This is a genomic window from Flavobacterium sp., from assembly GCF_049590715.1.
Classification (GTDB): Bacteria; Bacteroidota; Bacteroidia; order Flavobacteriales; family Flavobacteriaceae; genus Flavobacterium.
Genome location: NZ_JBAWDL010000027.1, coordinates 16494 through 43361, shown reverse-complemented (window position 1 = coordinate 43361; position 26868 = coordinate 16494). Strand labels below are relative to the sequence as shown.

Sequence of the window (26868 nt, the reverse complement as noted above, 5' to 3'; positions counted from 1 at the left end):
ACCTAACTGGTATTATTTTCTATTTCGAACCTATTCTTGAATGAATGATATGAATGTTCATGGCTAACAAACATTATTGTAATTACAAATATCAGAAAGAATCGGAACTGCATGAGGGATTGAAGCTAGCTACCATGTAGCGCGTAAAGCCCGACAGCCACAAAACAAATGGGGTATAACCGCAAGCTAGATTACCCATTGGTTTTATGGGTGGCATGCCCTAATAATTAAAAAACAGGAGTGAAATGGTTTTGGATTTTGGAATTTATAAAGTAGTTAGAGGCTTTGCTTATAAAAGTTGGTATAAAAAAAAGCTTCTATTATTTCAAAAAAAAAGAATATGACTATATTTGCACCAAACAACTCAACAAAGACATGAAATATAAAAGGATTCTTCTGAAATTAAGTGGCGAAGCTTTAATGGGAGAGAGACAATACGGAATTGATCCCGTAAGATTAGCTGAATATGCCGAAGAAATCAAAAAAATTCACGATAAAGGGGTGGAAATTGCCATCGTAATAGGTGGTGGAAATATCTTTAGAGGTGTAGCTGGTGCTAGTGCGGGTATGGATAGAGTACAAGGTGATTATATGGGAATGTTAGCAACAATTATCAACGGAATGGCTTTACAAGGTGCTCTGGAAGACAAAGGAATGTTGACAAGACTACAAACTGCCTTGAAAATAGAAGCGATTGCTGAACCATATATCAAGCGTAGAGCGGTACGTCACCTAGAGAAAGGAAGAATTGTAATTTTTGGAGCAGGAACTGGAAATCCTTATTTCACCACAGATACTGCTGCGGTTTTAAGAGGTGTTGAAATCAATGCCGATGTGATTCTTAAAGGAACGCGTGTAGATGGTGTTTACGATTGTGATCCTGAGAAAAATGTGGCTGCTATTAAGTTTGACACAATTTCATTTGAAGATGTCCTTAAAAAAGGGTTGAATGTTATGGATACAACAGCCTTTACTTTGAGTCAAGAAAACAAACTTCCAATTGTGATTTTTGATATGAACAAAATGGGGAACCTTGAAAAAATCTGTAACGGAGATAACATAGGAACAGTAGTAAATATATAATAAACTTTTGTTAGACTAGTAGATTGTTAGACTTACTAGCAAACTAAAATCTAAAGATCAAAATAGCTGAATTATGACTGAAGAAATTGAATTTATATTAGATAGCACACAGGAATCCATGGCGGGTTCTATTGAACATTTAGAAAAAGCTTTTTTGAACATTCGTGCTGGGAAAGCATCACCTGCTATGTTAGGTAGTGTTTTTGTTGATTATTATGGTTCATCAACGCCGCTTACTCAGGTGGCTAAAATTAGTGTACCTGATGCGCGCACGATAACATTGCAACCTTTTGAAAAAAATATGTTGCACACTATCGAGAAAGCCATTATGATTGCTAATCTTGGTTTCAATCCAATGAACAACGGAGATCTTATCATTATCAGCGTACCACCATTGACAGAAGACAGAAGACGTGAGTTAGCAAAACAAGCAAAAGCCGAAGCTGAAGACGCAAAAATTAGTATTCGTAATGCTCGTAAAGATGCTAATACGGAGATTAAAAAACAAGAAAAAGACGGAACTTCTGAAGATATTTGTAAAAGTGCCGAAGAAGAAGTTCAAACACTTACCAATAGTTTTATCAAAAAAATTGATGAACATCTAGTTATTAAAGAAGCTGAAATCATGAAAGTTTAACTTCTTATTCTTTATACTAAAATCCGTTTACTCTAGTAAACGGATTTTTTTTTGCCATACTACACTAATTAAACATTATAAATACGTTAAATTATGTATTACCAGTTTTATAACTTCCTATCTTTGATTTTTAAAATAAAACAGGAATGCAGCCTATAAAAATCACCGAAAACAAACTAGTATTATATCCCTTAATCCTTTTTTCCATAATTTTAATTGGATTGTGTGATTATTACACGGGTATCCAATTATCATTTTCATTTTTTTACGTCCTTCCTATCTTAGTAATAGCGATTAAAACAAAAACAAAACCTATCGAAATTATATTAGTATGCTTGTTTGCAGGAATCGTGTGGTTTGAATCGGAATTTCATTCAAATACCTTTACTTCCATGTTTTTTCCTATTTGGAATTCTATGATACGAATTCTATTTTTTACTTCCATCAGTTTACTATTAAATTTTTTAAAAAAGAGAGAGCTAAATATTTCTCTAATGAATGAAAAACTAATTCTTCTTAATAATGAAAAAAATAAGTTTATTGGTATTGCTGCTCATGATTTAGCAAATCCCATTGGTACAATATATTCTTTCTCTGAATTACTGCTTGATAATCAAACCAACAAAATGGATCAAGAAATGGAAGAAAGTGTTTCATTTATAAGAGATCTAAGCCATAATACACTAGGGGTTTTAAAAAATTTATTAAATGTTTCTGTGATTGAATCTGGCAAAATTGAATTAAAAATTGAAAAGAATAATTACATAGAATTCATTACGAAGCAAATAATTTTCAATCAAATACTCGCTTCTAAGAAGAAAATAAACATTCATTTAGAAACAGCGCAGGAGGTTATTTTACTGAATTTTGATAAAACGTTTCTTTCTCAAGTAGTGAATAATCTACTTACAAATGCTATAAAATTTTCGTTTGCTGAGAGTGACATTTTAATAAAAATAACTAAAGACAAAAACAACCACATTTATACAGAAGTTATAGATCAAGGAAAAGGAATTCCTGAAAAAGAAAAACAAAAATTATTTAATTATTTCCAAAAAACAAGCACACAACCAACAAATGGTGAGCATAGTACTGGTCTAGGATTAGCTATTGCCAAACAAATCATTACATTACATAAAGGGACTATTGGCGTTACCACTAAAGAAAATGAGGGTTCCAACTTTCATTATAGTTTACCGCTCTAGTTTATAGAGCAATTGCTTTTTCAGATTGAATAAAGAATCGATGTAAGATTACAACCTACTTATAAAATAAAAACTTTGAAAAAACACCTGCAAATACGTTTAGCTTCTTTGCTATTTCTATTTTTTTCACTCTCCATTTATTCTCAGAATAGTTTTATTGGGGTGGTAAAAGATGCAGAAACGTATAAGGTTTTGCCATTTGCTACCATCCAAATGGGAGACCAAATTGCAACAGCAGATGTTGACGGAACATTTAATGTCAATTATGAGAAGGAAAGTAACTATTTCGAAATTTCGTATATAGGATATCAGAGTTCTACTATTTCAACCATAAAAAGCAAAAATTTTTATACGATCTATCTTCAACCCAAAAAGGATAAAATTGCTTATTATCCAAACAATTTAGCGATTGATATTATAAAAAAGGCTATTGCAAATAAGAAAAAAAACAATCCCGAAGAGAAACTTAGTAGTTTTGAATTCAAAACGTACAACAAACTCATCGTTAGCGCACATCTTGATTCTATCAACGGAAAAATAGATTCTATTTTTAGTACCAGAAAAGGCCACACGGTTTTCAGTAAAATCGACTCGACTAATTACAAATTCAAAGATGTTATTAGCAAGCATCATTTATTTCAAACGGAAAAAGTTTCGCAATTTCAATTCAAAAAAAATTCATTAAAAGAAACTATTTTAGGTACTCAAATGGCGGGTTTTAAACATCCTATCTATGAAATCATTGGTTTCAATCTTCAATCTTTTTCTATTTATGATACTAAATACGAGCTTTTTGAGACCAAATACATCAGCCCTATTGCTAATAATGGTCAGTTGGACTACAATTATACCTTACTGGATAGCATTGACATAGATGATCGTCCAACGTATATGATCCATTTTAAAAACAAAAAAGAAAGTAACGCTTCTGGTTTAGAAGGCGTTCTTTATATTGACCAACATACGTTTGCCATTGCCAAAGCTATTATGCGTATCAAAGGGGTGTTAGACATCAATGGCACACAAGAATTCACCTATATTCCAGAGGAGCAATTGTGGTTTCCAACTAATAAAATGTTTAAAATTGTAAAAGGCAACAATGACGATGATATCAAAATATTAGGTGGAACGATTCAATTTGACGGAGATTATGATGAAGGCTTTAGAACCCGAAAAAAGCAGCCTTCGGATTATGTGTATTTGCTTTCTAAAACCAATAATTTTGATATGCGATACAATACTGATTTCAAAATTAAAAAATCTTTTATTTCTATTGAAATAAAAGATGATGCTCTCAATAAATCAGAAATTTTTTGGGATTCCTATCGAAGAGAACAATTAAATCTTCGAGAGCAAAAAACCTATTTAGCATTAGACAGCTTATCCATCAAAAAACGTTTTGAAAGTAAAATACGTTTTGGACGAAAAATAATCAATGGCTACGTTCCTATTCCGTACTTTGATATTGATTTGCGTAAACTTTTCAAATACAACAATTACGAGGGTTTTCGTTTTGGGTTTGGAGGGGTGACCAATGAGCAGTTTTCTCGAAAAATAAAAATCGATGGTTATACGGGCTATGGAACCAAAGATGGAAATGTAAAATACCATTTGGGTAGTGCAGTCCGCATTGGTAAATTTTCAAATTCTTGGTTTGGTGGTTCCTATACAGATGATTTACAGGAAATTGCGAGCACCTTATTTTTGATTGACAAAATCCCTTTCAAACTTTACGATCCAAGACCTATTAATATCAGTACCTTTTACCATTATGTAAATTGGAGATCTTATTTAGAAACTGCTATCATTCCTAAAACTGAGAGTATCTGGGAGCTGGCGTATACCCAAGTTGAACCTAAATTTGATTATGTTTACAATTTGAATAACAACCTTTATACATTGTACCACCTGACAACTGCTAAAGTTTCCTTACAATGGAATCCTTTTAGCAACTATATGCAAACGCCTACGGGGAAAATAGAAATTGAAAAACGATTCCCTAAGTTTACTTTTCAGTACACTCAGGCGTTGCCTAAATTATTTCAAAATGACTTTGAATTCAGTAAGTTTGATTTTAAAACGGAGTATGAGAAAAAATATTTAAACGGTCAGAAAACCAATTTGCTATTGCAAGCTGGATACGCTTTAGGTGATTTGCCTATTACCCATTTATACAATTCATCGCCTAATAATATTACGAAAGAAACAATTCTAAAACGGATTACTTTTGCAGGAAAAAACAGTTTTGAAACCATGTTTATCAATGAGTTTTTCTCAAGTGAATTTTTATTTTTCCAATTCAAACATAGCTTTAACAGACTCAAATTATTCCCAAAAGTAAAACCATCCTTTGTTCTAGTTTCTAGAATGGCCTGGGGAAATCTTAATAAACCCGAACAACATGTAGGATTGGATTATAAAACCTTAGATGAAGGTTTTTTTGAATCGGGATTAGAACTTAATCAAATATTCAACGGATTAGGACTTTCAGCTTTTTACCGTTATGGACCCAATCAATTGCCAAAACTTGAAGACAATATTGCGGTCAAGTTGAGCTTCGTATTTAATTTAGGATTTTAGTGAGAAGACACAAATTTTAGTCCTATAATGGAACTAATAAGTGTCATTAGAAAAAATAGTCTCCAAAATGTGGCTGGTTCTTTGAAAACCAATATTCCTACTGCAACAGTTCCTACTGCGCCAATTCCTGTCCAAACCGCATAAGCAGTTCCAATAGGTAAGGTCTGCGTGGCTTTGTATAATAAAAACATACTGATGGTTAGTGACACTAAAAACCCTAACATCCAATAAGTAGATTCGATGCCTGTAGTTTCTTTGGCTTTGCCCAAACAAGAAGCAAAAGCTACTTCAAATAGACCGCCTATAATTAGTAAAATCCAACTCATTTTTAAGGTTTAATAATTAATACCGATGGAACATCAATAAGCCAATCGTTATTAGAATCTATAATTGTTTTCCAACTTTCTAAGCTTATCAACATCAAATCTTGTTGTTTTAAAAAAGCAATATTAATACCTTTTTCAGAAACAACCTCAATATGATTAGGGTATTTTTGCAATAAGGATGAAATAGCACTTTGTATCAAAAAATTATTTTTAACATACCCATTCATGTCTAAAACAGTGATTTTAGAATTGTTATTAAAAATTAATTTCTGTACATAATCAATCAAAACAGCGTCATCTGATTTTAATATAGGCACAAAAACATGATTAGCATTTTGAAACTCATTGTCAATTAATATTCCTAGCGGCTTTTTCGTTTTAGTTACAATCTGTCTGGTTCTTTCATCAAAAGGGGAATTTTCAAACAAGCCTTCTTTTCCTTTGAATTTATCAATCAAACGATCTGGATTGATGATTCGGGTCGTAAAACCGATTACTTTCCCCAACAATGTGCCTTCAAAAATAGATTTACCTAAACCTACTAATAGCAAATCATAATCCCCTTGATTCGCCACATCACCAATTTCAGTTTCAATATCATTGGTCACTTTAAAAATCGAAGTTACTTTTAAGTCCAATTGATCAGATTCGTCAAGAATAGGCTCAAAACTTTCTCTCTCAATTTCTTCCATATTAAAGGAATGCAACTCGTCACTTTGAGACAAATGCATTGCTGTAATAGTAGTAGCTGCTTTTTGTTTTTTAGTCAAGCTATTGGCTAAACGCAACAATGATTTTCCTTTTTCGTTGTTACCAAAAGAAATCAAAATGCGGTACTTATCACTGTCGATCTCCTCCTCAAGATCCGTTTCGCGATTGTTTTTAAAAATAAAATCCAGTAAGTTTAATGCTGGCCCTGTCATAAAAGTAGTTGTCAGTGCCATTATAACCATCATTGTAAATACTTCTGGAGTCAATACTTTTAGTTCTAAACCAATATTTAAAACAATCAATTCCATCAACCCACGAGTATTCATCAAGGCACCAATAGTTAAACTGTCATGCCAACTTTGCCCCACAAATTTAGCTGCCAAAGCGCTTCCAATAAATTTTCCAATTACCGCAACTAAAATAATTGATCCCGTAACTTTCCATAAATAAGCATCATTAATCAAGCCTATTTGCGTATTTAATCCAGTATACACAAAAAACAATGGTAGTAATAAAATCACCGAAACATCCTCTATTTTCTCGATAAAGATCATTCTAAATTTAGATAAATCAGGCATGATAGAACCCATCATAAATGCCCCAAACAGAGCATGAATACCAATAACTTCAGTAGCATAAGAGGATAAGATTAGTAGCAAAAAGAAAATCGCCATTACGGGTTTGCCAATGCTGTCTTTCTCTGCATATAAATCGCCAATGCGTTTCAAGAACGGTTTAACCACATAAATCATCACCAATACGTAGAGTAAAGCCAATGAAATAACATATAAAGAACCTACAAAATCTCCTGCTTTTACAATGGCAATGACTACTGCAAGCAAACACCAAGCTGTAATATCATCGGCTGCGGCACAAGTGATGACGATAGCTCCTAATCTGGTTTTATGAATGCCTCGCTCTTGTACAATCCGAGCCAAAACAGGAAATGCTGTGATACTCATTGCAATTCCCATAAACAAACTAAAAGAGAGAAATTCTACTCCCACAGGCGCAAATTTTGTATACACAAAATAGGATAAACCAATACCCATTGCAAATGGAAAAACAATACTAGCATGACTAATTACGATGGCTTCGCTTGCTTTGTTTTTTAAAACTTTGATATCCAGTTCCATCCCGATGACAAACATGAAGAGTATTAGTCCTATCTGGCTTAAAAATTTCAAATTGCCTAAAGATTGAACAGGAAATAAAGCAGCTGAAAATTCGGGAAAATACATCCCAACTAAGGAAGGTCCTAGTACAATTCCAGCAATAATTTCTCCGATAACAGTAGGTTGACCAATACGTTTAAAAATCCAACCAAAAAATCGGGCGGTTAAGATGATCATGACAATTTGTGCAAGCAAAATGGCCAAAGGATCTTTGAAATTATGTTCCATAGAAATAATAAAGTCATTCCATGCACTATGCTCGATTGTTTCAACTGGCATAACACGATTTATTTCTAAGAGTTTTCCTTTGTTTATCATCCAATAAATTAAAGCAGTAAAACCTCCTGTTACACCGAAATAAAACACCGTATTTCTATATTTTTTTATATTCATTTTAAGATCCTATTTGCATTTAAAACCAATACAAAGATGCTAAATTCTCTAATACATTTTACATGCCCTAAATTATCTTTTTGTGGACTCTAAAACCTTTTCAAAACCCTAAATTTGATTTAAAATTTACGAATAAATTACCCTGTCGAGGTCGTTTTCATTACATTTGCATCCATTTTAAAAATCTTATGAAAAAGAAATTTAAAGTAGGATTCTGGGAATTCATTGCCCGAATTGTACTTAAAAACAGACTCGCAATACTTGGTTTTTTTTTAATACTAACCATTTTCTTGGCTTTACAATGGAAAAACATCCAGTTTTCATTCACAGAGGCCAACTTACTTCCTGACAATAATAACATCAACACAGAATACAATGCCTTTTTGGATAAATTTGGCGAGGAAGGAAACCTCATTGTTGTAGGTGTCAAAGATGATGCATTTTTTACCCCAAAAGCCTTTGCTGCTTGGAACAAATTGATGACTGAAATCAAAGCGCAAAAAGAAATTGATTTGGTTGTTTCTATCAATGATTTGAAGAAACTCCATAAGAATGATTCTCTTCAAACCTTTGAGATGGTTCCGTTTATAGATGTCAAAAAGACAACTTCAGTAGCCTATTTGAATACCATCAAAAAAGATTTGTTTGAGAACATGCCTTTTTATGAAGGATTGCTATTTAATAAAAAAAATGGTACGCTTCGTTCTGCCATTTATATGGATAAAAAAATTGTCAATACTGCAGCTCGTAAAACCTATATTGTAAATGATTTTATTCCAAAAATTGATGCCTTCGAAAAAGAAACAGGTATTGATTTGCGTGTTTCTGGAATGCCCTATATCCGTACACTTAATGCGTTGAGTATTCTCGACGAAATCAGCCTATTTATTGGAGTGTCGCTTTTAATTACATCCATTATTTTCTTTTTCTTCTTCCGATCATTCAGAGCGACTTTAATTGCGATTCTTATTGTGGTGGTAGGTGTCATGTGGACCTTTGGATTGCTTGGTTTGTTTCATTATCAAATAACCGTTCTTACGGCATTAGTTCCTACGCTGGTGATTGTTATTGGGATCCCAAACTGTATTTTCTTGACTAATAAATACCAACAAGAATATGTCGCTCATGGAAACAAAGCCCGGGCTTTACAGCGTGTTATCACTAAAGTAGGAACAGCAACCTTGATGACTAATTTGACTACAGCAGCTGGTTTTGCCACTTTTATTATTACCAATAGTGTGTTGTTAAAAGAATTTGGTATCATCTCATCATTGAGTATAATGGCATTATTTTTTTTATGCTTAATTATCATCCCAATTTATTACAGTTACCAACCTGTTCCTAAGCCAAAACATCTAGAACATTTAAGCCGTAATTACACCAAAGTTTTTATGCAATGGATCGAAAAAACGGTCAAATATAACCGTCGTTACGTGTATGCTGTGGCTGCAGTATTGTTTATCGGTAGCGCTTTTGGCGCTTTAGAAATTAAAACTTCGGGTAGTTTGACTGAAGATATGCCTAAAAACACTAGTTTTTATAAAGACATTCTTTTTTTTGAAAAGGAATTTAATGGTGTTATGCCGTTAGAAATTACGATAGATACGAAAAGGAAAAAAGGAGTTATGAAAGCCTCAACGCTGCGTAAAATGGATGAATTGCAAAGTACCATTGAAGAAATTCCGGAACTATCAAAACCTATTTCGATTTTAAATTTGGTAAAATACTCTAAACAAGCATATTATAATGGCAACCCTGATTATTACGAATTGCCATCTTCACAAGAGCAAAGTTTTATATTGAGTTACGCCAAAAATGCGACCAAAAACACCAAAAATAACATCATGAAAAGCTATGTGGATAGCACTGGACAAACGGCTAGAATCACTACTTTTATGAAAGACATTGGTACAGGAAATATGACCAAAATTGAAAAAAAACTCCTTGCCAAGACCAGTAAAATTTTCCCTAAAGATCGTTATAATGTTGTGTTAACTGGAAAAGCATTAGTTTTTGAAAAAGGAACACAATATTTATTAGACAACTTAGTCAGCTCAATTCTTTTTGCCATCTTATTAATTTGCTTGCTGATGTTGTTCATGTTTCGTTCATTTAAAATGGTAATTGTGTCTTTAATACCTAATTTACTTCCCTTGATAATCACAGCTGGATTGATGGGATATTTTGGTATTCCGCTAAAACCTTCAACCATTTTGGTTTTTAGTATTGCCTTTGGACTCTCTGTAGATGACACGATTCACTTCTTGGCACAATACCGTCAAGAGCTAAAGAATAATAATTGGAAAATAAAAAAATCTGTGTTTGCTACTATAAAAGAATCAGGAATTAGTATGTTTTACACTTCGGTGGTATTGTTTGCAGGATTCTCTGTCTTCATGCTTTCTGATTTTGGAGGAACTGTAGCCCTTGGAGGACTAATAGCTATTACACTTGCCTTTGGAATGTTGTCTAATTTAATGTTATTGCCTTGTTTGGTTTTAACCTTAAATAAAACCTTGGCCAACGAACAAGAATTTAAGGAACCTACAATTGATGTTTTGAGTCCTATAAGTGAGTTAGAAGATAATTAAAAATTCAATTTTTTTTATAGAGTGCCTGTTGTGAAGACAGGCTTTTTTATGCAAAAAAACTAGCAATTCTTTCGTTTTAGTTTAAAATATGTACCTTTACGGTTTAAATTTGCTTAAAAATTGCGTTTAATCCAAAATAAATGCCTTGCCAATATTTAGTTGAATACTAAAACATTTTGAAATAGTTCGAATGATTTTAAAAATGAGTTTGACAACAATTAGTGAGGAAAAATAGTTGAAAAAATTAATACATAGAATAAAAAGTACATTAACATGAAAATTGCACAAGAAGTAACCGTTGTAAACAAGTATCTAGAAAAAATAACCGATTTTGGTTTTGAATATGCACCCAAGTTATTAGGAGGTATAATCGTTTTGATCGTTGGATTATGGGTTACTAAAATGATAACTAAAGGAGTTCGAAAATCATTAGAAAAATCAAAAATGGATCAATCCCTGGTACCGTTTTTAGCAAGCATTACAAATATCATCTTAAAAGCGTTAGTAGCCATCACGGTCATGGGTATGATTGGTATTCAAATGACTTCGTTTGTGGCCATTATTGGTGCTGCTGGTTTGGCTGTTGGTATGGCATTATCAGGTACCCTTCAAAATTTTGCTGGAGGCGTTATTATTTTGATTTTAAAACCATTCAAAATTGGTGATTTTATTGAAGCGCAAGGGTATGTGGGAACAGTAAAAGAAATCAGCATTTTTGCAACGATGCTAAACACTGCAGACAAAAAACTAGTAATCATTCCTAACGGACCACTTTCAACAGGAGCATTAATCAATTACTCTGCGGAACCTACCCGAAGAGTAGACTGGACTTTTGGAATTGCATATGGAGACGATATAGAAAATTTTAAAAAAGCCATCCATGATTTTATTGCAACCGATACTCGAATATTAAAAGATCCAGCTCCTTTTATTGGTCTTGCTGCATTAGCTGATAGTTCTGTCAATTTTACTGTAAGAGTATGGGTAGATGGCCCTGATTATTGGGGTGTATTTTTTGATATGAATGAAAAAGTATATACTCAATTTGCAGATTATAACTTGAATATCCCTTTTCCTCAAATGGATGTGCATGTTCAAAATAAAAAATAGGAATAGAATTTATACAGCAATTAAAAAAATAATATTTCTTCATAAAAAAGCTGTTTTTTTATTGAGATATAAAATGAATCCTAGTAATATCAACAAATAAACAATACTTCGATATTGTAGAAGTAATTGTGAAAAAAAATCTTATTTTTACTAAAGACCTTTAAAAATTTGCATTAGAAAGAGGTTTTAAAAAAATAGAGTTTGCAATTAAATACCACTAACTAGCACACAAATAATATGGCTCATACACTTTCTGAAACAGAGAAATTAGCTGTTTCTAACACCTATAAAAAATGGAAAAAATGGGGCCCATATTTAGCCGAAAGGCAATGGGGAACTGTTCGTGAAGATTATAGCAACGATGGAAATGCTTGGGAATTTATAAATCATGATAAAGCACGTAGCAATGCTTACAGATGGGGTGAAGAAGGCATTGGTGGCTTTTGTGATTCTCGTGAGATCTTGTGTTTAGCACCCGCCTTTTGGAATGGAAAAGATCCCATTTTAAAAGAACGTTTATTTGGTCTAACGAATAATCAAGGAAATCATGGAGAAGACGTTAAAGAATTGTATTTTCATCAGGTTTCAACACCCACACATACCTACAACAAATACCTGTATAAATACCCGCAGAATGAATTTCCATATGAGGAAATAATACAAACCAACCAACGACGCAGTAGAGAAGAAACAGAATTTGAAATACTAGACACCGACGCCTTTAAGGATAACGCATATTTTGATTGTTACATCGAATACGCAAAAGCCGATATTGACGATATTCTGATGAAAATCACGGTTGTTAATAGAGGGAAAGACACGGCTGAAATTCATGTGCTTCCGCATGTTTGGTTTCGTAATTTCTGGAAACACAACAATAGGCATCCACGTCCTAATATGGAATCTGTTTCAAAAAATACGATTCTTTCTAAAAGTACCCGAAATGGGGATTATTACTTTTACCATAAGGAAGGAGAGCAATTATTTTGTGAAAACGAAACCAACAACCAACGTATTTATAATGCCCCTAACGAATACAAATTTGTAAAAGATGGAATTAACAACCACGTTGTAAACGATGAACCATCTGTAAATCCCGAAAAACAAGGGACTAAAGCAGCTATTTGGTACAAATTAAATTTAAAAGCAGGCGAAGAACAAAGTATCAAAATACGTTTGAGTAATGTTTCTATAGAAAATCCTTGGACTGATTTTGACAATTTATTCGAACTAAGAAAGCAGGAATGTGAAACATTTTATGACGGAGTCATAAGTAAAAATCTCCCTGTTGAACAACAAGCCATAGCAAAAAGTGCTTTTTCTGGCTTGTTATGGACCAAACAGTTTTACTATTACAATGTACACAAATGGATTTTTGGCAGTACAGATGAAATATCCGCTAATAGAAGTTCAGACTCCCGTAACTTTAGCTGGCAACACCTTAATAATAGGCATGTTATTTCAATGCCCGATAAATGGGAATACCCATGGTATGCTGCTTGGGATCTCGCTTTCCACATGGCTTCTTTTGCAGAAATAGATCCTTGTTTTGCAAAACAACAATTATTGTTAGTATTACAAGAAAGCTATATGCATCCTAATGGTCAAATTCCAGCCTATGAGTGGAATTTTAGCGATGTGAATCCTCCTGTTCACTCTTGGGCCGTTTGGAATGTATATGAAAAAGATAAAGAACGCACCGGGAAAGCGGATACGCCCTTTTTAGAAAAAGCATTCCAAAAACTACTTATTAACTTTACGTGGTGGGTAAACCAAAAAGATACCAGCGGTACCGACTTGTTTGAAGGAGGATTTTTAGGATTGGACAACATTGGAGTTTTCGATAGAAACCACATGCCTGAGGGAATCAAAAAAATGCAACAGGCTGATGCTACAAGTTGGATGGCGATGTTCTCTTTGAACATGTTACGCATGTCTCTCGAATTAGCAATAACAAACAAAATATACGAAGAAGTATCGGCTAAGTTTTTTAGGCATTTCTTGAATATTGCTTGGGCGATGCACCATATTGGAAAGAAAGATATTTCGCTTTGGGATGATGAAGACAATTTTTATTATGATGTTGTTGAGATGTCAGATGGTAGTACGGAACGTTTGAGAGTACGTTCATTAGTGGGGGTTATCCCAATGTTTGCCGTCGAAATCATGAATAAAAATTTATTCGAAGAATTAAAAGATTTCCGAAGACGTGCTAACGAAATCATAAGAACTCGACCGGATCTAGCATCATTAATATCTAACTTAGAAAGCGCTAACGAAGATGGTAATTTTCTATTCTCTATCATGCGTGGATTTAGATTGGAACACCTATTAATTCGTTTGTTAGACGAGAAGGAGTTTTTATCTGATTTCGGAATTCGTTCGTTATCTAAATACCATGAAGTACATCCATTTGTTTTTGGGAACGAAGGCCATCACCGCATTCAGTACGAACCAGGCGAAAGCCGTTCAAATATGTTTGGTGGGAACTCTAATTGGCGGGGTCCTATATGGATGCCGTTGAATTACATGATCATCACGTCCTTACGTAAATATTATACTTTTTACGGACCCACTTATGTTTATGAATTCCCAACAGGTTCAGGAAACAAACTGAATCTAAAGCAAATTGCCAATGAATTAACCAAACGATTAATCAAACTTTTTGAGCGCGATGCCGATGGTAAATACCAATACCACTCTGATGATGCAGATAATCATTTTGCAACAAACGAGCATTTCAAAAATGAACATTTATTCTATGAATTCTTTGATGGAGATACGGGTAAAGGACTCGGTGCCTCCCATCAAACAGGGTGGACAGCATTGATAGCCAACTTAATTTTAGATTTAGAGAAGAATTAAATATTTTACATACAACTTATTCCTCTTCCCGTTTGTTTTGGTAAACGGGATTTTTTTATTTTGGGAATAGAACATAATCGTATTTTATACTTGTATTGACATTATGATTTTCTCTTATAATTCTGTATACTGGGTTTAAAATTAAGCCCATATCCGTTAATTTAAAACAGTATGCGTGAGGGATTGAAGCAAGCTACCTTGTAGCGCGGAAAGCCCGACAGCAGTAGCAAAGGGGCTTTATCTACGCAAAGAAATGGAAGCCCCTTTGCTAGTGGTGGCACGCCCAAAGAGATATTCGTGTTAAAAGAGTCGGCTGTTTTATGATGACTGTGTATCTTTGTGGCTTAGTTTATAGATATGACTTTAGCAGTACGAAATTTAAAACACAACTGGCATCCTTATACGCAACATAAAACGGCGCAAACGCCCATTGCAATTGCCCGAGGCGAAGGAGCATTGTTGTGGGATGAAAACGGAAAAGAATATATTGATGCGATTGCGTCTTGGTGGGTAAATCCTTTTGGTCACTCAAACCGATTTATTGCCGATGCGATTTACAAACAATTGACGACCTTGGAACATGTGCTTTTTGGTGGGTTTACCCATGAACCAGCGGTGGTGCTTTCAGAAAAATTGATTGAAATTTTACCTAATAATCAACAGAAACTTTTTTACTCGGATAACGGATCGACTTCGGTGGAAATTGCGATTAAGGTGAGTATGCAATATTTTTTTAACCAAGGAATAAAGAAAACTAAAATCATTGCTTTTGAAGAGGCCTTTCACGGGGATACCTTTGGAGCGATGGCGGCAAGTGGGATTTCGTTTTTTACCGAAGCGTTTACAGATTCGCTGATAGAAGTGGTTCGGATTCCAGTGCCCACCTTGGGTAATGAATCAAAAAGTATTGAAGCGCTTGAAAAACTGGTTGCAACGAATGAATGTGCGGCTTTTATTTTTGAGCCCTTAGTACAAGGTGCTGCTGGAATGGTGATGTATGCGCCTGAAATTCTCGACAAACTGATTGCCATTTGTAAAGCAAATGCTGTATTTACAATTGCTGATGAAGTGATGACGGGTTTTGGGAAAACGGGACGTAATTTTGCTTGCGATTATCTGGTACAACAACCTGATATGATGTGTATTTCAAAAGCCTTGACAGGTGGAACAATCCCTATGGCGATTACGAGTTTTACGCAGGAGATTTTTGATGGTTTTTATGATGACGATGTTAATAAAGCATTGTTTCACGGACATACGTTTACAGCAAATCCTACGGGTTGTGCTGCTGCCTTAGCAAGTTTGCAATTGTTGCAATCAGATGAAATGCAAGCAAATTTGAAACGAATTCATGCCAATCATTTGGTTTTTGAAGCAAAAATGAAACAGCATCCTAAAGTTAAAACAACTCGGGTATTAGGAGTGATTTTGGCTATCGAAATCAAAACGGACAGTCAAGAAAGTTATTACGGATCAATGCGGAATTTGTTGTATGATTTCTTTATTGAAAATGGTGTAATTTTGCGTCCTGTGGGGAATATCGTGTATGTTTTACCACCCTATGTGATGACTGATGAACAGTTAAACAAAGTGTATCAGGTTATTGAAAATGCCCTTGAAATCGTTTAGACTTTTGTTAGAAACACAGATTGAAGAAATTAAAGTAATTTAAAAAAATCCTATTGTGAACTTTGCCTTCTTTGCGGAAATCTTTGCGAAGTTTTCGGTTCATTTTTTACCACTTAAACAAAAATTATTTTGTCACAAAAAATAGCGATTATCGCCCTTGCTTCCGTATCACCGCTAGGTTCAGAACCCGAGTTGATTTGGAATAACTATTTGAATACTACAACCTGTTTTTCTAAACAGTTTTTGGATCACCAAGAAACGATTGTTGGTGCTATTTCTGCTGATGATGCTTTGATATTAGAAAAATTACGTCAATCAGATGTGAAATATAAATCGCTAGACAAAAGTGTTTTATTAGCGATGATGGCTTCCCGAAAAGCGATTGCACAAGCGGGCTGGAAAAAAGGTTCGGCTTTTGGGATTAATATTGGTTCTTCTCGAGGTGCGACGGAATTGTTTGAGAAACATTATAAAGAGTACCTGGAACTTGGCAAAGCACAAACTTTGGCTTCGCCTACCACTACTTTGGGAAATATTTCCTCTTGGGTGGCGCATGATTTGCAGACTTCGGGACCTGAGATTTCACATTCTATTACATGTTCTACGGCATTACATTCGTTATTAAATGGTGTAGCTTGGTTGCGTGCGGGTATGGCGGATCAATTTTTAGTTGGAGGTAGTGAAGCGGCATTAACGGATTTTACTATAGGACAAATGCGCGCATTAAAAATTTATTCGCAACTAGAGGATGACTATCCTAACCGTGCTTTAGATTTGGATAAAAAGCGAAACACAATGATATTGGGTGAAGGCGCCTCAGTTTGTTGTTTAGAATTGGGTGAAAAAGAATATGCATTGGCTTATGTGGAAGGGGTTGGTTATGCTACAGAGATTTTGGAACATAATATTTCTATTTCGGCAGAAGCGGTTTGTTTTCAAAAATCGATGGCAATGGCTTTGAAAGATACTGATTTAGCTTCGGTTGATGCCATTGTAATGCATGCACCCGGAACGGTAAAAGGGGATTTGACTGAATACAAAGCGATAGAGAAAATCTTTGGCGAAAGCCTTCCATTATTGACTACTAATAAATGGAAAATTGGTCATACGTTTGGTACTTCGGGGATGTTGAGTATTGAATTAGCAATTATGATGATGCAGAAGAATACTTTTATTCCTGTTCCTTTTACAAAAGCACAAGAATCTGGCAGATCGATCCGTAAAGTATTAGTGAATGCGGTAGGTTTTGGCGGAAATGCAGTGAGTGTTTTATTGACTCTGTAATTTTTTGGAACACAGATTTTAGAAATTAAAGAAATCTCTTTTCTAATTTTGTAAAAAAGTTTGCCTTCTTTGCGAAAACCTTTGTGGATTTAGCGGTTATTTTTTAGTGTTTTTATGTTTAAAAAACTAATGCTCCTATTGTTTTTAATAGCGTTGTTATTTCTTCTTCCGTATTGTAACTATGCAAACAAAATCGCAATCTTTCTTGTCCTTCGGGAACAGTAGGGGAAAGTATGGCTTTGACATCAAAACCTTTTTCTTGTAATTGACTCGCCATATTTTTTACTTTTTCATTCCCTGGAATGATGGCACACTGTATCGCTGATTTTGACCGAACAAATAAAGGCTGTAATCCTAAAAGGATCTTTTGTTGGTTGAAATACGTAATGTTCTGACGCAGTTTTTCAATCGAATGCGAGTGTGTAATTAGGTTTTTGTATCCAATGCCAATCGTTGCCACCGCATGTGGACTCAGTCCTGTGGTATAGATAAAGCTACGAGCGAAATTTACTAAATAGGTAAGTAGGTCATTAGATCCCAAAACAGCAGCTCCATGACAGCCTAATCCTTTTCCAAAAGTCATGATGCGCGCAAATACTTTTTCATGTAATCCTAGATATTGGACTAAACCTTCCCCTTTGTCGCCAAAAACACCCAAAGAATGAGCTTCATCAATGACTAAAAGGCAATTGTACTTTTCAGTTAGTGTGATTAATTCTTCAAGGTTTGGTGTGTCGCCATCCATGGAAAAAATACTTTCGGTAACAATATACATTTCAGTAAGTTCAGTTTGACATCGTTGTAGGAGTCGCTCTAAATCTTCAAAATCGTTATGTGTGTATTTATAGGCTTTGGCATTTGATAATTGGATTCCGTCGCGGATGGAAGCATGACAAAGCTCGTCATAAAGAATGAAATCTCCTTTTTGAGGTACAGCACTAAAGAAACCAACATTTGCATCATAACCTGAATTGAATATCAAAGCAGATTCCGATTGATGAAAATTGGCTATTTCTTTTTCGACGGCTGTATAAACAGGGTGATTTCCAGAAATGAGTCGGGAGCCTGTGGCGCCATTTTGATTCCAATGATGATGTAGCAAGTATTCATGGGTTTCGTTGAAAATGGCTTCGGATTTTGAAAATCCTATATAATCATTGGATGAAAAGTCAATAGGTAAGCGTGTACTACCTAGTTGTCTTAAGGAGTTGGATTGGATTCTTTTTTCCAGTTTGGTTACGAGTTGCTGCGGAATTCTTTTCATATTTCAAAGGTAGTATGATTTTGGATAAAAATTTTATTGATGCAGTTTTTTATACTTATAGACTCTTAGATCTTTTTGTGGATAAGTCACTTTGTTTAGGATAGGAAAAATAGTGATACTTGGTAATAGTTTGAATGAATAAAAGCGACAAATTCACTAATTATTTTATTGGGATTCGGGAACTCGTGGTCAGGAAATATAATCGTTATTGAAACTACGGCTGTCCTAGCCCTGATAGAAGTGGTATCCTTGTGGCGGCGGGCATTTATGCCGCCACAAGATATAGCGGATAGCAGGAAAAGGCTCCTGAAAAACAGCATGATAATTTAAAATTTAGGCATAAAAAAAAGACTGTCTTTATGGGACAGTCTTTTAATTTTATTTGAAAAAATATTATTTTTTCTTTCCTTTTGCAGGTCCTGCTTTTGCAGCTTTTGCAGCTTCTTGAGCCGCTTTCATAGCAGCACGAGAAATCTTCACTTGACAGATAACAGTGTTGTCTGGGTGCATGATCTTAAAGTTAGGAGTAGCAACTTTAGTAACGTATAATTTGTTACCCATGTCTAATGGAGTAATGTCAGCTTCAACGAAATCTGGAAGATTTGCTGGTAAAGCTCTAACTTTTAATTTACGGTTGTTCAAACGTAAATCTCCACCTGCCATAACACCTTTTGATTTTCCAACGATTTGTACAGGAACTTCAATAGTGATTTCTTTGTTATCAAAGATTTGAAAGAAATCAATGTGTAAAATTTTGTCAGACACTGGGTGAACTTGAATGTCTTGTAAAATTGCATTGAATGATTTACCTTTTTCAAGTTCGATCACAACTGTGTGAGCGTTTGGAGTGTAAACCAATGATTTGAATGCTTTTTCTTCTGCTGAAAAGTGCACTGGTTGATCTCCTCCGTATAAAACGCAAGGAACCGCTCCAGCATTACGTAGGGCTTTAGTAGCTACTTTACCCACGCTTTCTCTTTCTGATCCTTTAATTGTAATCGACTTCATTGTAATATATATAATTATTAATAATTCGTGTTTGGAGCTATTGGCTATTGGCCTTTAGCTTTTGGGAATAGTTTTGAATAAAATTAAGTTTTTTGCTAATGGTTAAAAGCCAACAGCTAAAAGCCAAAAATTACATCAAAAACTTCCCGCTAATCGAGTTGTTATGTTGTACCATGTGCATTACCTCAGCAAAAAGAGGTGCACAACTTACAGCTTTGATTTTCTTAGACTCTTTTTTCAACGGAATGGAATCGGTAACGATTAATTCGCTTAATTGAGAGTTTTCAATTTTTTCATAAGCACCACCAGATAAGATAGCATGAGTACAAATTGCTCTTACGCTCAATGCTCCTTTTTCGATCATTAAGTCTGCAGCTTTTGCTAATGTTCCTCCCGTGTCAATCATATCGTCGACTAGGATTACATTTTTTCCTTTTACTTCTCCGATTAGCTCCATTGTTTCGATAACATTGGCTGCTTTACGTTGTTTATAACAAATAACAACTTCTGAATTTAAAAATTTAGAATACGCATACGCTCTTTTAGAACCACCCATATCTGGTGAAGCAATCATAAGATTGTCTAATTTTAAGCTTTCAATATATGGTAAGAAAATAGTGGATGCAAATAAATGGTCTACTGGTTTTTCAAAGAATCCTTGAATTTGATCTGCGTGCAAGTCCATTGTCATGATGCGAGTTGCTCCAGCAGTTTCTAGTAATTTAGCTACTAGTTTAGCTCCAATCGGAACTCTAGGTTTGTCTTTTCTATCTTGTCTAGCCCAACCAAAGTAAGGAATAACAGCTGTAATGTGTCTTGCTGATGCACGCTTTGCAGCATCAATCATCAATAACAATTCCATTAAATTATCAGCAGATGGAAAAGTTGAACATACGATAAATACACGAAGTCCTCTGATAGATTCTTCATAAGAAGGTTGAAATTCTCCATCACTATAGGTTGACATCGTCATTTTTCCTAAAGGGATTCCGTACTCTTTAGAGATCTTTTCAGCTAGATAGACACTTTGTGAACAAGCAAATATTTTAGCTTCTGGTTCTGTGTGTGACATTTAATTTGTTGTTTTTATTCCGTTGCACTCCATGCAGTTTGGCTATGATGTTATTTTATAGCTTGATGAATGTATTTGCCTCGGGTGTAATTAGTTAGTGTCTGTTGTTTAACGAGGTGCAAATTTATAAAAAATAATCAACTCTGAAAGGAAAAATTTAAGTATTTTTTGTTGGAGCTTTAAATATTTTTTATACATTTGCACCGTGTTAAAGGAATCGATGGTTGATTTACAATCTCCTCTTTTATTGCGTTGAGATAATTGTTATTATCTCTGTCTGCTAAGCCCGGATGGCGGAATTGGTAGACGCGCTGGTCTCAAACACCTGTGGGAAACCGTGCCGGTTCGACTCCGGCTCCGGGTACTTAAAACCTCGTAATCTTTTGATTACGAGGTTTTTTCATTTAGTCAACTTATTATTGTTGCTGTTGTTGTATTTGTTGATGATGCATATGGTCAATTTGGTCTTGTTGCATTTGTATATCCGATGATTTGTCTTGTACCTTATTCATTTCTTTAAAATGACTTCCGTCTTCATAACCGATTGCAACTGAAACTGTTAGTGTTTGTTTGGCTTCACCTTTGAATGTTCCTTTTACAGGTGTGCACTCTGTGAAATTTAGACCTACAGATAGTTTAACATGGCTGTCCATAGTCCATATATTATTAGTTGGGTCAATGCCTAACCATCCTTGTATAGGAGAATAGATTTCAACCCACGCATGAGTTGCCCCTTCACCTCTTAACTGGGTTTTATTTGGACATATGTAACCGCTTACATAACGTGCAGGAATGCCAAGTGTACGCATTAGTTGCAAAAGTAGGTGTGTAAAATCTTGACAAACTCCTTTTTTTAGTGCTAGAATTTCATCTAGTGTTGTAGTAGTAGTCGTAATCCCTTTGGTGTAAGTAAAGTTTTTGTAGATGTATTCGTTGCATTGTTGTGCCAAAGCAATTATAGTCTTGTTTTCAGTACCTATTTCCCTTAATATTTTATTTATTTCTTCTTGATTTTTGAGAATCTCTGGATAGGAGCATCGCAGTAATGTGATGCTTTTTTCTTTTTGAGCATCTAAATCTGAAACAATGGCATGGTCTATTTCTGGGATTTTAAGCGAATGATTTACACGTACAATCATTTGGCTTTCGATAATCATTTCAGAAAGTGTTTCAAGGGTATTGAAATTACCCACTCTGTTACCGTGCCAATCCTTTGAAATTGTAACTTCGGGATGATTGGTTATGATGAGTTGGTGTTGTAATACATCTTGATTTTCAAAATTGTGTGGGTATAACCGAATCTCGTTTATACTTTCTTTGATTGGCCAATTGTACTCTAGTTTTGTGATATGTGCTATTTTGAAAATTGCCATTGTTTTTAAGTATAAGAAAAGAATAATTTAGAAAAATCAGATGAAAACGCATCCAGTTGGTTTTTTGTATCTTCCAAGATGTGTTCTAGTTGCTGATTAGTCAAGTGATGGTAGTCCGTAAATTCCACGGCACTTTTTATTCGGCCAAAATGATTTCGCATGGTTCTGGCTTCGCTTAGATGGTTTTCTTTAATTAAGCAGTTCAAACTTGTTTCAATTAATTCCAAAGTATAGATTACTGAATGAGCAAAATCCTTATTAAAAACAACCTGTTGCGCTACTTTTTGATTGTGCGGAATGTTGCTATAACTTTTCATGTATAACTCATATCCAGATAATGAAAGTAGCAGTTTTCTCCAGTAGAGTATATCTTCTTTACCTTCTAAATTGTAATTTATGGGTTTGTAATAGGACTGTGTAAAGGTTATGGTTTGTAAGCTACGCTCTAAGTTTTTACCAATACTCGAAAAGCACCATCCCAATCCTCTAGGCATAGTAACATGGAAGATTCCATTGTATAACAAGAAGTCTTTGTTTATTTTAGATAATATTCCAATCGCTTCAGCTGTTTCTAGGCGTTGTGGGAGTTCAGGGTCATTGATGAAATGATACATAGAGTTGATGTGCTCCCAGAGTTCCTTTGTTATTTTATCTTGAGAACCTCTTGCATTTTCACGTGCTCGCGTAATCAGATTTTTTACTGAATTAGCATTTCTTATATCGCAAATAATGTATTTTAAAACAAAATTTGTATTGTATTGAACTAGTGTTATTTCCTTGGCGGAAAGATCGGTATAGTATTCTAATAATGGTTTATACCCTTGATGGTCATTTGTCTCTTGATCAAATGACATAATGTATAAGGTGTTTAATGTGAGTAGCATTCCGTCGGTTCGTTCCATGTATCTATTGAGCCAATAGATTCCTTCTGCCACTCGGCTTAACATATTTACTTCCATAGTTATTTCGTTTAAAAGTGAATTTGAATTTAGTTCTTATTTCATAATCCAAGTATCCTTACTGCCCCCTCCTTGCGAAGAATTAACAACTAAGGAGCCTTCTGTTAATGCTACACGTGTGAGTCCTCCGGGAACTATTTCGATTCCTTTAGGACCACAAAGGGCATAAGGACGTAAGTCGACATGGCGTAATTTTAGTTCTCCGTCAATAAAACAAGGCACTGTACTCAGTTGAATTATAGGTTGTGCTATGAAATTTCGTGGATTATCAAGGATGGCTATTTTGGCTGCATCTAGTTCTTCTTGGCTCGCTTTATTTCCCATGATCATACCGTAACCACCACTTTGATTGGTTTCCTTGATAACCATCGTTTCCATGTTTGCAAAAGCGTGTTCTCGTTCGTCCTTGTTTTCCATTTGATAGGTAGGGACGTTTTTGAGAATGGGGTCTTCATTCAAATAGTATTTAATCATTTGGGGAACAAAGGCATAAACTGCTTTATCATCAGCTACACCATTCCCTACGGCATTAACTAAGGCTACGTTTCCGGATTTATAGGCGCTAATAAGTCCTGGGATTCCTAGTGTACTATCTGTTTTGAAAACTAATGGGTCTAGGTATTCATCATCAAGTCGTCTGTAAATTACATCAACCTGTTGTAAGCCCGATGTGGTTTTCATGTATACTTTATTATTGTTTACAATCAAATCGCGTCCTTCTACTAAAGGGACTCCCATTTGTCTGGCTAAAAAAGTATGTTCGTAATAAGCCGAATTGTAGATTCCGGGTGTTAGTAAGACCACATTTGGGTTTGAAATAGCTCTTGGTGAAAGCGAAATAAGAATGTTGTGAAAGATCATTGGGTAGTTCACAACCATACTCACATTGTTACTATTGAACATTTCAGGAAAAACACGTTTAGTGATTTCACGATTTTCAAGCATATAGCTCACTCCACTAGGACATCTCAAATTGTCTTCTAGAACATAAAATTCGCCTTCGACACCACGAATCAAATCAATCCCCGCAATGTGAACATGAATGTCATGAGGTAGTTTGATTCCGTGTACTTCAGGAATATAATGCGGACAAGATGCTATCAATGAGGCGGGGATAATTCCGTCTTTAATGATTAATTGTTCGTTATAGATATCTTCCAAAAACAAATTTAAGGCTTTTAGTCGCTGTGCAATCCCAGATTCAACCTCTAGCCAATCTTGTTGTGTGATGATTCTAGGGATGATGTCAAAAGGGAATATCCTTTCTATTCCTTCATCGTTATCACTGTAGACTGTAAAAGTGATTCCTTGATTCATGAAAATTTCCGAAGCTTGCCTTTGTTTTTGCGTAAGCTTATCGAGGTTTAAACTTTCTAATGTTTGAAGTACTTGACGATATGGTTCTCTCACTCCTTCTTTAGAAAACATCTCATCCCATCCTTTCGGGTTTAAATTGGGTGTTAATTTTATCATACCCTGAATTATTAAAAATTTAAAAAAAAATGATTTTTGGTTAAAAAACAGCAATGTTTTGACTAATTTAATGATTTTAAGTATTGAAAAAAGCCTTTTTGATGAGTATTTCTGCCAATTTGTTAATTTACTTCTTTAGAATTATATTTTTTGGTAATTCGTGTTTTTATCTGTGCTTTTATTGCAGTATTAGCATTTGTTTTTTGATACAATTATTTTATTTTTCTTTTTAGGTCAATTTCAATGGGGGCTATTGTTTTTATTTTATATGTATTTTTTGTTTTACTGTGTTTTAAAAGGGGGTATGTTTTAAAATAGTTCTGTTTATGTTTGATAATAATTTTATCAATAAGTTCCCTTTTTTGTAATTCATGTTAAATTAAGGTATAAAGCTAGTTTATGACTTGAATTCATCATTATAAAAATGTTATGAATCCATTAACTGGTCAACCAGTTAAATTTTAAGTATATTTGCCTATCTAAAAATCAAGCTGTGCTCTCATTCTATTATAATTTTAATAAAAACAAACTTTAGCTATGAATCAGATTGACACATTTTATGCATACAATCCTTCAACCAACGAATTATTAGAAGATGAATTTTTAAATACAACTAAAGAAGAGTTAAATAAGGTAGTTGCAGAAGCAGTTCGTGCTTTTGACAATTATCGTAAAAAAGATAAGAATCAAATTGCTGATTTTCTTGATCAGATTGCACAAGAAATTCTTAATTTAGGAGATGCTTTATTAGAAAGATGTCATCTAGAAACGGCTTTGCCTTTGGTTAGATTGCAAGGAGAAAGAAGCCGAACGATAGGTCAATTAAAGCTTTTTGCTGATTTTGTACGTGAAGGATCTTGGATTGATGCTAAGATAGATACAGCACAACCGGATAGGACTCCTATGCCTAGATCAGACATTCGTCAGATGTTAGTGCCAATGGGACCTGTTGCAGTTTTTGGAGCTAGTAATTTTCCATTGGCTTTTTCAGTAGCTGGTGGTGACACAGCTTCGGCTTTGGCTGCTGGTTGTCCAGTTATTTTTAAAGGGCATCCTGCACATCCAGGTACCTCAGCAATGGTGACAAGTGCGATTGAAAAAGCGATTGAAAAATGTAGTATGCCCAAAGGAACTTTTGCATTGGTACAAGGAAATACAAATGAATTAGGAGCTAATTTGGTGCAACATCCAGCGATAAAAGCGGTTGGCTATACGGGATCCTTTGGTGGAGGAAAAGCCTTGTTTGATTTGGCGAATGCCAGACCAGAACCTATTCCTGTTTTTGCCGAGATGGGAAGTACGAATCCTGTTTTTATTTTACCAGAAATTTTAAAAGAAAAAGGAGATGCTATTGCCATAGGTATGGCAGTTTCTATCGCACAGGGAGTAGGTCAGTTTTGCACGAATCCGGGATTGGCTTTTGTGGTAAAAGCTGAGGCCAATAGCGTTTTCTATGATACATTGGTACAAAAAATAAATGAAACACCTGCAGGAACCATGTTGACTGCGGGAATATCTAAAAATTACAATAAGAATGTAGCACATACTTTAGGTTTAGATCATGTTTCTTTACTTGCTAAAGGGCAGTTATCAAATTTAGTTAATACGGCTGAAGCCAATGTTTTTAAAGCATCGATGCAAACATATATTGAGAATGATACTTTAGCTGAAGAAAATTTTGGACCTTCTCAAGTTTTGGTAGAAGCCAATACAAAAGCGGAGATTCTTGAAGTGGCACGAAATTTAAAAGGACATTTAACGGCGACCATTCATGGAACCGCTGCTGATTTTGAAAATTATAAAGAACTTTTTTCTATTTTAGAATTAAAAGTAGGTCGAATCGTGATTAATGGTTTTCCTACGGGTGTTGAGGTTTGTCACGCTATGGTGCACGGTGGGCCTTATCCATCGACAACCTCTTCACAGACAACTTCAGTGGGAACACTGGCAATGAGAAGATTTGTTCGTCCAGTTTGCTATCAAGACTATCCTTCTTCGTTACTACCTCAAGCTTTGAAAGATGAGAATCCGTATTCTATTTGGAGATTAGTTGATGGTATTTTTACAAAATAAGAGATTGTGTATAAATCAAAAAATTGCAAATTAGGTAAAAACTAGTTTGCGATTTTT

18 protein-coding genes and 1 tRNA gene are annotated in these 26868 nt (G+C 34.7%); 11 read left to right on the top strand and 8 right to left on the bottom strand.

Annotation, left to right across the window (positions count from 1 at the left end):
* The first annotated feature begins 375 nt into the window (after nt 1–375).
* The 4 genes from pyrH (at nt 376) to WBQ70_RS01735 (ending at nt 5505) form a co-directional block, all read left to right on the top strand.
* Nucleotides 376–1083: a UMP kinase gene (gene pyrH / locus WBQ70_RS01750; RefSeq protein ID WP_423909721.1), complete on the top strand. Its 708-nt coding sequence runs from the start codon at nt 376–378 to the stop codon at nt 1081–1083.
* Between the two features lie 73 nt (nt 1084–1156).
* A complete protein-coding gene (gene frr, locus WBQ70_RS01745; protein ID WP_423909718.1) occupies nt 1157–1720 on the top strand; it encodes a ribosome recycling factor in 564 nt (187 codons plus the stop codon).
* Nucleotides 1721–2214: 494 nt separating this feature from the next.
* The gene (locus tag WBQ70_RS01740; protein WP_423909715.1) at nt 2215–2925 is read left to right on the top strand and encodes a sensor histidine kinase; all 711 of its coding nucleotides are present in this window, start codon (nt 2215–2217) and stop codon (nt 2923–2925) included.
* Nucleotides 2926–3000: 75 nt separating this feature from the next.
* Nucleotides 3001–5505 carry a DUF5686 family protein gene (locus WBQ70_RS01735; protein ID WP_423909712.1) on the top strand — a complete coding sequence of 835 codons (2505 nt, stop codon included), beginning with the start codon at nt 3001–3003 and terminating at the stop codon, nt 5503–5505.
* On the opposite strand, the gene WBQ70_RS01730 is transcribed toward WBQ70_RS01735, so the two are convergent.
* Together WBQ70_RS01730 and WBQ70_RS01725 are read right to left on the bottom strand one after the other, a co-directional pair.
* Nucleotides 5502–5831, bottom strand: coding sequence for a DMT family transporter (locus WBQ70_RS01730; RefSeq protein WP_423909710.1), 330 nt, complete (start codon nt 5829–5831; stop codon nt 5502–5504). The genes WBQ70_RS01735 and WBQ70_RS01730 overlap by 4 nt on opposite strands.
* A 2-nt stretch (nt 5832–5833) precedes the next feature.
* The gene (locus WBQ70_RS01725) at nt 5834–8104 is read right to left on the bottom strand and encodes a cation:proton antiporter (RefSeq protein ID WP_423909739.1); all 2271 of its coding nucleotides are present in this window, start codon (nt 8102–8104) and stop codon (nt 5834–5836) included.
* A 194-nt stretch (nt 8105–8298) separates the two neighbouring features.
* Between WBQ70_RS01725 and WBQ70_RS01720 the strand changes: the two genes are divergently transcribed.
* The 5 genes from WBQ70_RS01720 to WBQ70_RS01700 all read left to right on the top strand — a co-directional run bounded on the left by WBQ70_RS01720 (nt 8299) and on the right by WBQ70_RS01700 (nt 17589).
* On the top strand, nt 8299–10701 hold the full coding sequence (locus WBQ70_RS01720) for an efflux RND transporter permease subunit (RefSeq protein ID WP_423909707.1): 2403 nt from the start codon (nt 8299–8301) through the stop codon (nt 10699–10701).
* A 273-nt stretch (nt 10702–10974) separates the two neighbouring features.
* On the top strand, nt 10975–11811 hold the full coding sequence (locus tag WBQ70_RS01715; RefSeq protein WP_423909705.1) for a mechanosensitive ion channel family protein: 837 nt from the start codon (nt 10975–10977) through the stop codon (nt 11809–11811).
* Nucleotides 11812–12048: 237 nt separating this feature from the next.
* A complete protein-coding gene (locus WBQ70_RS01710) occupies nt 12049–14676 on the top strand; it encodes an MGH1-like glycoside hydrolase domain-containing protein (protein ID WP_423909702.1) in 2628 nt (875 codons plus the stop codon).
* Nucleotides 14677–15033: 357 nt separating this feature from the next.
* Nucleotides 15034–16305 carry an adenosylmethionine--8-amino-7-oxononanoate transaminase gene (gene bioA / locus WBQ70_RS01705; RefSeq protein WP_423909699.1) on the top strand — a complete coding sequence of 424 codons (1272 nt, stop codon included), beginning with the start codon at nt 15034–15036 and terminating at the stop codon, nt 16303–16305.
* A 129-nt stretch (nt 16306–16434) separates the two neighbouring features.
* The gene (locus WBQ70_RS01700) at nt 16435–17589 is read left to right on the top strand and encodes a beta-ketoacyl synthase N-terminal-like domain-containing protein (protein WP_423909696.1); all 1155 of its coding nucleotides are present in this window, start codon (nt 16435–16437) and stop codon (nt 17587–17589) included.
* A 118-nt stretch (nt 17590–17707) separates the two neighbouring features.
* On the opposite strand, the gene WBQ70_RS01695 is transcribed toward WBQ70_RS01700, so the two are convergent.
* The 3 genes from WBQ70_RS01695 to WBQ70_RS01685 all read right to left on the bottom strand — a co-directional run bounded on the left by WBQ70_RS01695 (nt 17708) and on the right by WBQ70_RS01685 (nt 20933).
* The gene (locus WBQ70_RS01695; RefSeq protein ID WP_423909693.1) at nt 17708–18853 is read right to left on the bottom strand and encodes an aminotransferase class I/II-fold pyridoxal phosphate-dependent enzyme; all 1146 of its coding nucleotides are present in this window, start codon (nt 18851–18853) and stop codon (nt 17708–17710) included.
* A 393-nt stretch (nt 18854–19246) separates the two neighbouring features.
* Entirely contained in the window at nt 19247–19861 is a 615-nt protein-coding gene (locus WBQ70_RS01690) for a 50S ribosomal protein L25/general stress protein Ctc (RefSeq protein WP_423909690.1), read from the bottom strand.
* A gap of 130 nt (nt 19862–19991) precedes the next feature.
* Nucleotides 19992–20933, bottom strand: a complete 942-nt coding sequence (locus WBQ70_RS01685) for a ribose-phosphate pyrophosphokinase (RefSeq protein WP_423909688.1) — start codon at nt 20931–20933, stop codon at nt 19992–19994.
* Between the two features lie 284 nt (nt 20934–21217).
* Here WBQ70_RS01685 and WBQ70_RS01680 point away from each other — a divergent pair.
* Nucleotides 21218–21297 (top strand) — tRNA-Leu (locus WBQ70_RS01680).
* Between the two features lie 52 nt (nt 21298–21349).
* Here WBQ70_RS01680 and WBQ70_RS01675 read toward each other — a convergent pair.
* The 3 genes from WBQ70_RS01675 to WBQ70_RS01665 are packed head-to-tail and all read right to left on the bottom strand — an operon-like array spanning nt 21350 to nt 24738.
* Nucleotides 21350–22306, bottom strand: a complete 957-nt coding sequence (locus WBQ70_RS01675) for a transglutaminase family protein (RefSeq protein ID WP_423909685.1) — start codon at nt 22304–22306, stop codon at nt 21350–21352.
* Nucleotides 22307–22311: 5 nt separating this feature from the next.
* Nucleotides 22312–23265, bottom strand: a complete 954-nt coding sequence (locus WBQ70_RS01670; protein WP_423909683.1) for an alpha-E domain-containing protein — start codon at nt 23263–23265, stop codon at nt 22312–22314.
* A gap of 36 nt (nt 23266–23301) precedes the next feature.
* The gene (locus tag WBQ70_RS01665; RefSeq protein WP_423909680.1) at nt 23302–24738 is read right to left on the bottom strand and encodes a circularly permuted type 2 ATP-grasp protein; all 1437 of its coding nucleotides are present in this window, start codon (nt 24736–24738) and stop codon (nt 23302–23304) included.
* 537 nt (nt 24739–25275) lie between these two features.
* Here WBQ70_RS01665 and WBQ70_RS01660 point away from each other — a divergent pair.
* Nucleotides 25276–26811 carry an aldehyde dehydrogenase (NADP(+)) gene (locus tag WBQ70_RS01660; protein WP_423909677.1) on the top strand — a complete coding sequence of 512 codons (1536 nt, stop codon included), beginning with the start codon at nt 25276–25278 and terminating at the stop codon, nt 26809–26811.
* Nucleotides 26812–26868 lie beyond the last annotated feature (57 nt).

Coding starts and splice junctions, on each gene's coding strand:
- pyrH (WP_423909721.1), top strand. CDS start 376: ATGAAATATAAAAGGATTCTTCTGAAATTAAGTGGCGAAGCTTTAATG.
- frr (WP_423909718.1), top strand. CDS start 1,157: ATGACTGAAGAAATTGAATTTATATTAGATAGCACACAGGAATCCATG.
- WBQ70_RS01740 (WP_423909715.1), top strand. CDS start 2,215: ATGAATGAAAAACTAATTCTTCTTAATAATGAAAAAAATAAGTTTATT.
- WBQ70_RS01730 (WP_423909710.1), bottom strand. CDS start 5,831: ATGAGTTGGATTTTACTAATTATAGGCGGTCTATTTGAAGTAGCTTTT.
- WBQ70_RS01720 (WP_423909707.1), top strand. CDS start 8,299: ATGAAAAAGAAATTTAAAGTAGGATTCTGGGAATTCATTGCCCGAATT.
- WBQ70_RS01715 (WP_423909705.1), top strand. CDS start 10,975: ATGAAAATTGCACAAGAAGTAACCGTTGTAAACAAGTATCTAGAAAAA.
- WBQ70_RS01710 (WP_423909702.1), top strand. CDS start 12,049: ATGGCTCATACACTTTCTGAAACAGAGAAATTAGCTGTTTCTAACACC.
- bioA (WP_423909699.1), top strand. CDS start 15,034: ATGACTTTAGCAGTACGAAATTTAAAACACAACTGGCATCCTTATACG.
- WBQ70_RS01695 (WP_423909693.1), bottom strand. CDS start 18,853: ATGAAAAGAATTCCGCAGCAACTCGTAACCAAACTGGAAAAAAGAATC.
- WBQ70_RS01690 (WP_423909690.1), bottom strand. CDS start 19,861: ATGAAGTCGATTACAATTAAAGGATCAGAAAGAGAAAGCGTGGGTAAA.
- WBQ70_RS01685 (WP_423909688.1), bottom strand. CDS start 20,933: ATGTCACACACAGAACCAGAAGCTAAAATATTTGCTTGTTCACAAAGT.
- WBQ70_RS01675 (WP_423909685.1), bottom strand. CDS start 22,306: ATGGCAATTTTCAAAATAGCACATATCACAAAACTAGAGTACAATTGG.
- WBQ70_RS01670 (WP_423909683.1), bottom strand. CDS start 23,265: ATGGAAGTAAATATGTTAAGCCGAGTGGCAGAAGGAATCTATTGGCTC.
- WBQ70_RS01665 (WP_423909680.1), bottom strand. CDS start 24,738: ATGATAAAATTAACACCCAATTTAAACCCGAAAGGATGGGATGAGATG.
- WBQ70_RS01660 (WP_423909677.1), top strand. CDS start 25,276: ATGAATCAGATTGACACATTTTATGCATACAATCCTTCAACCAACGAA.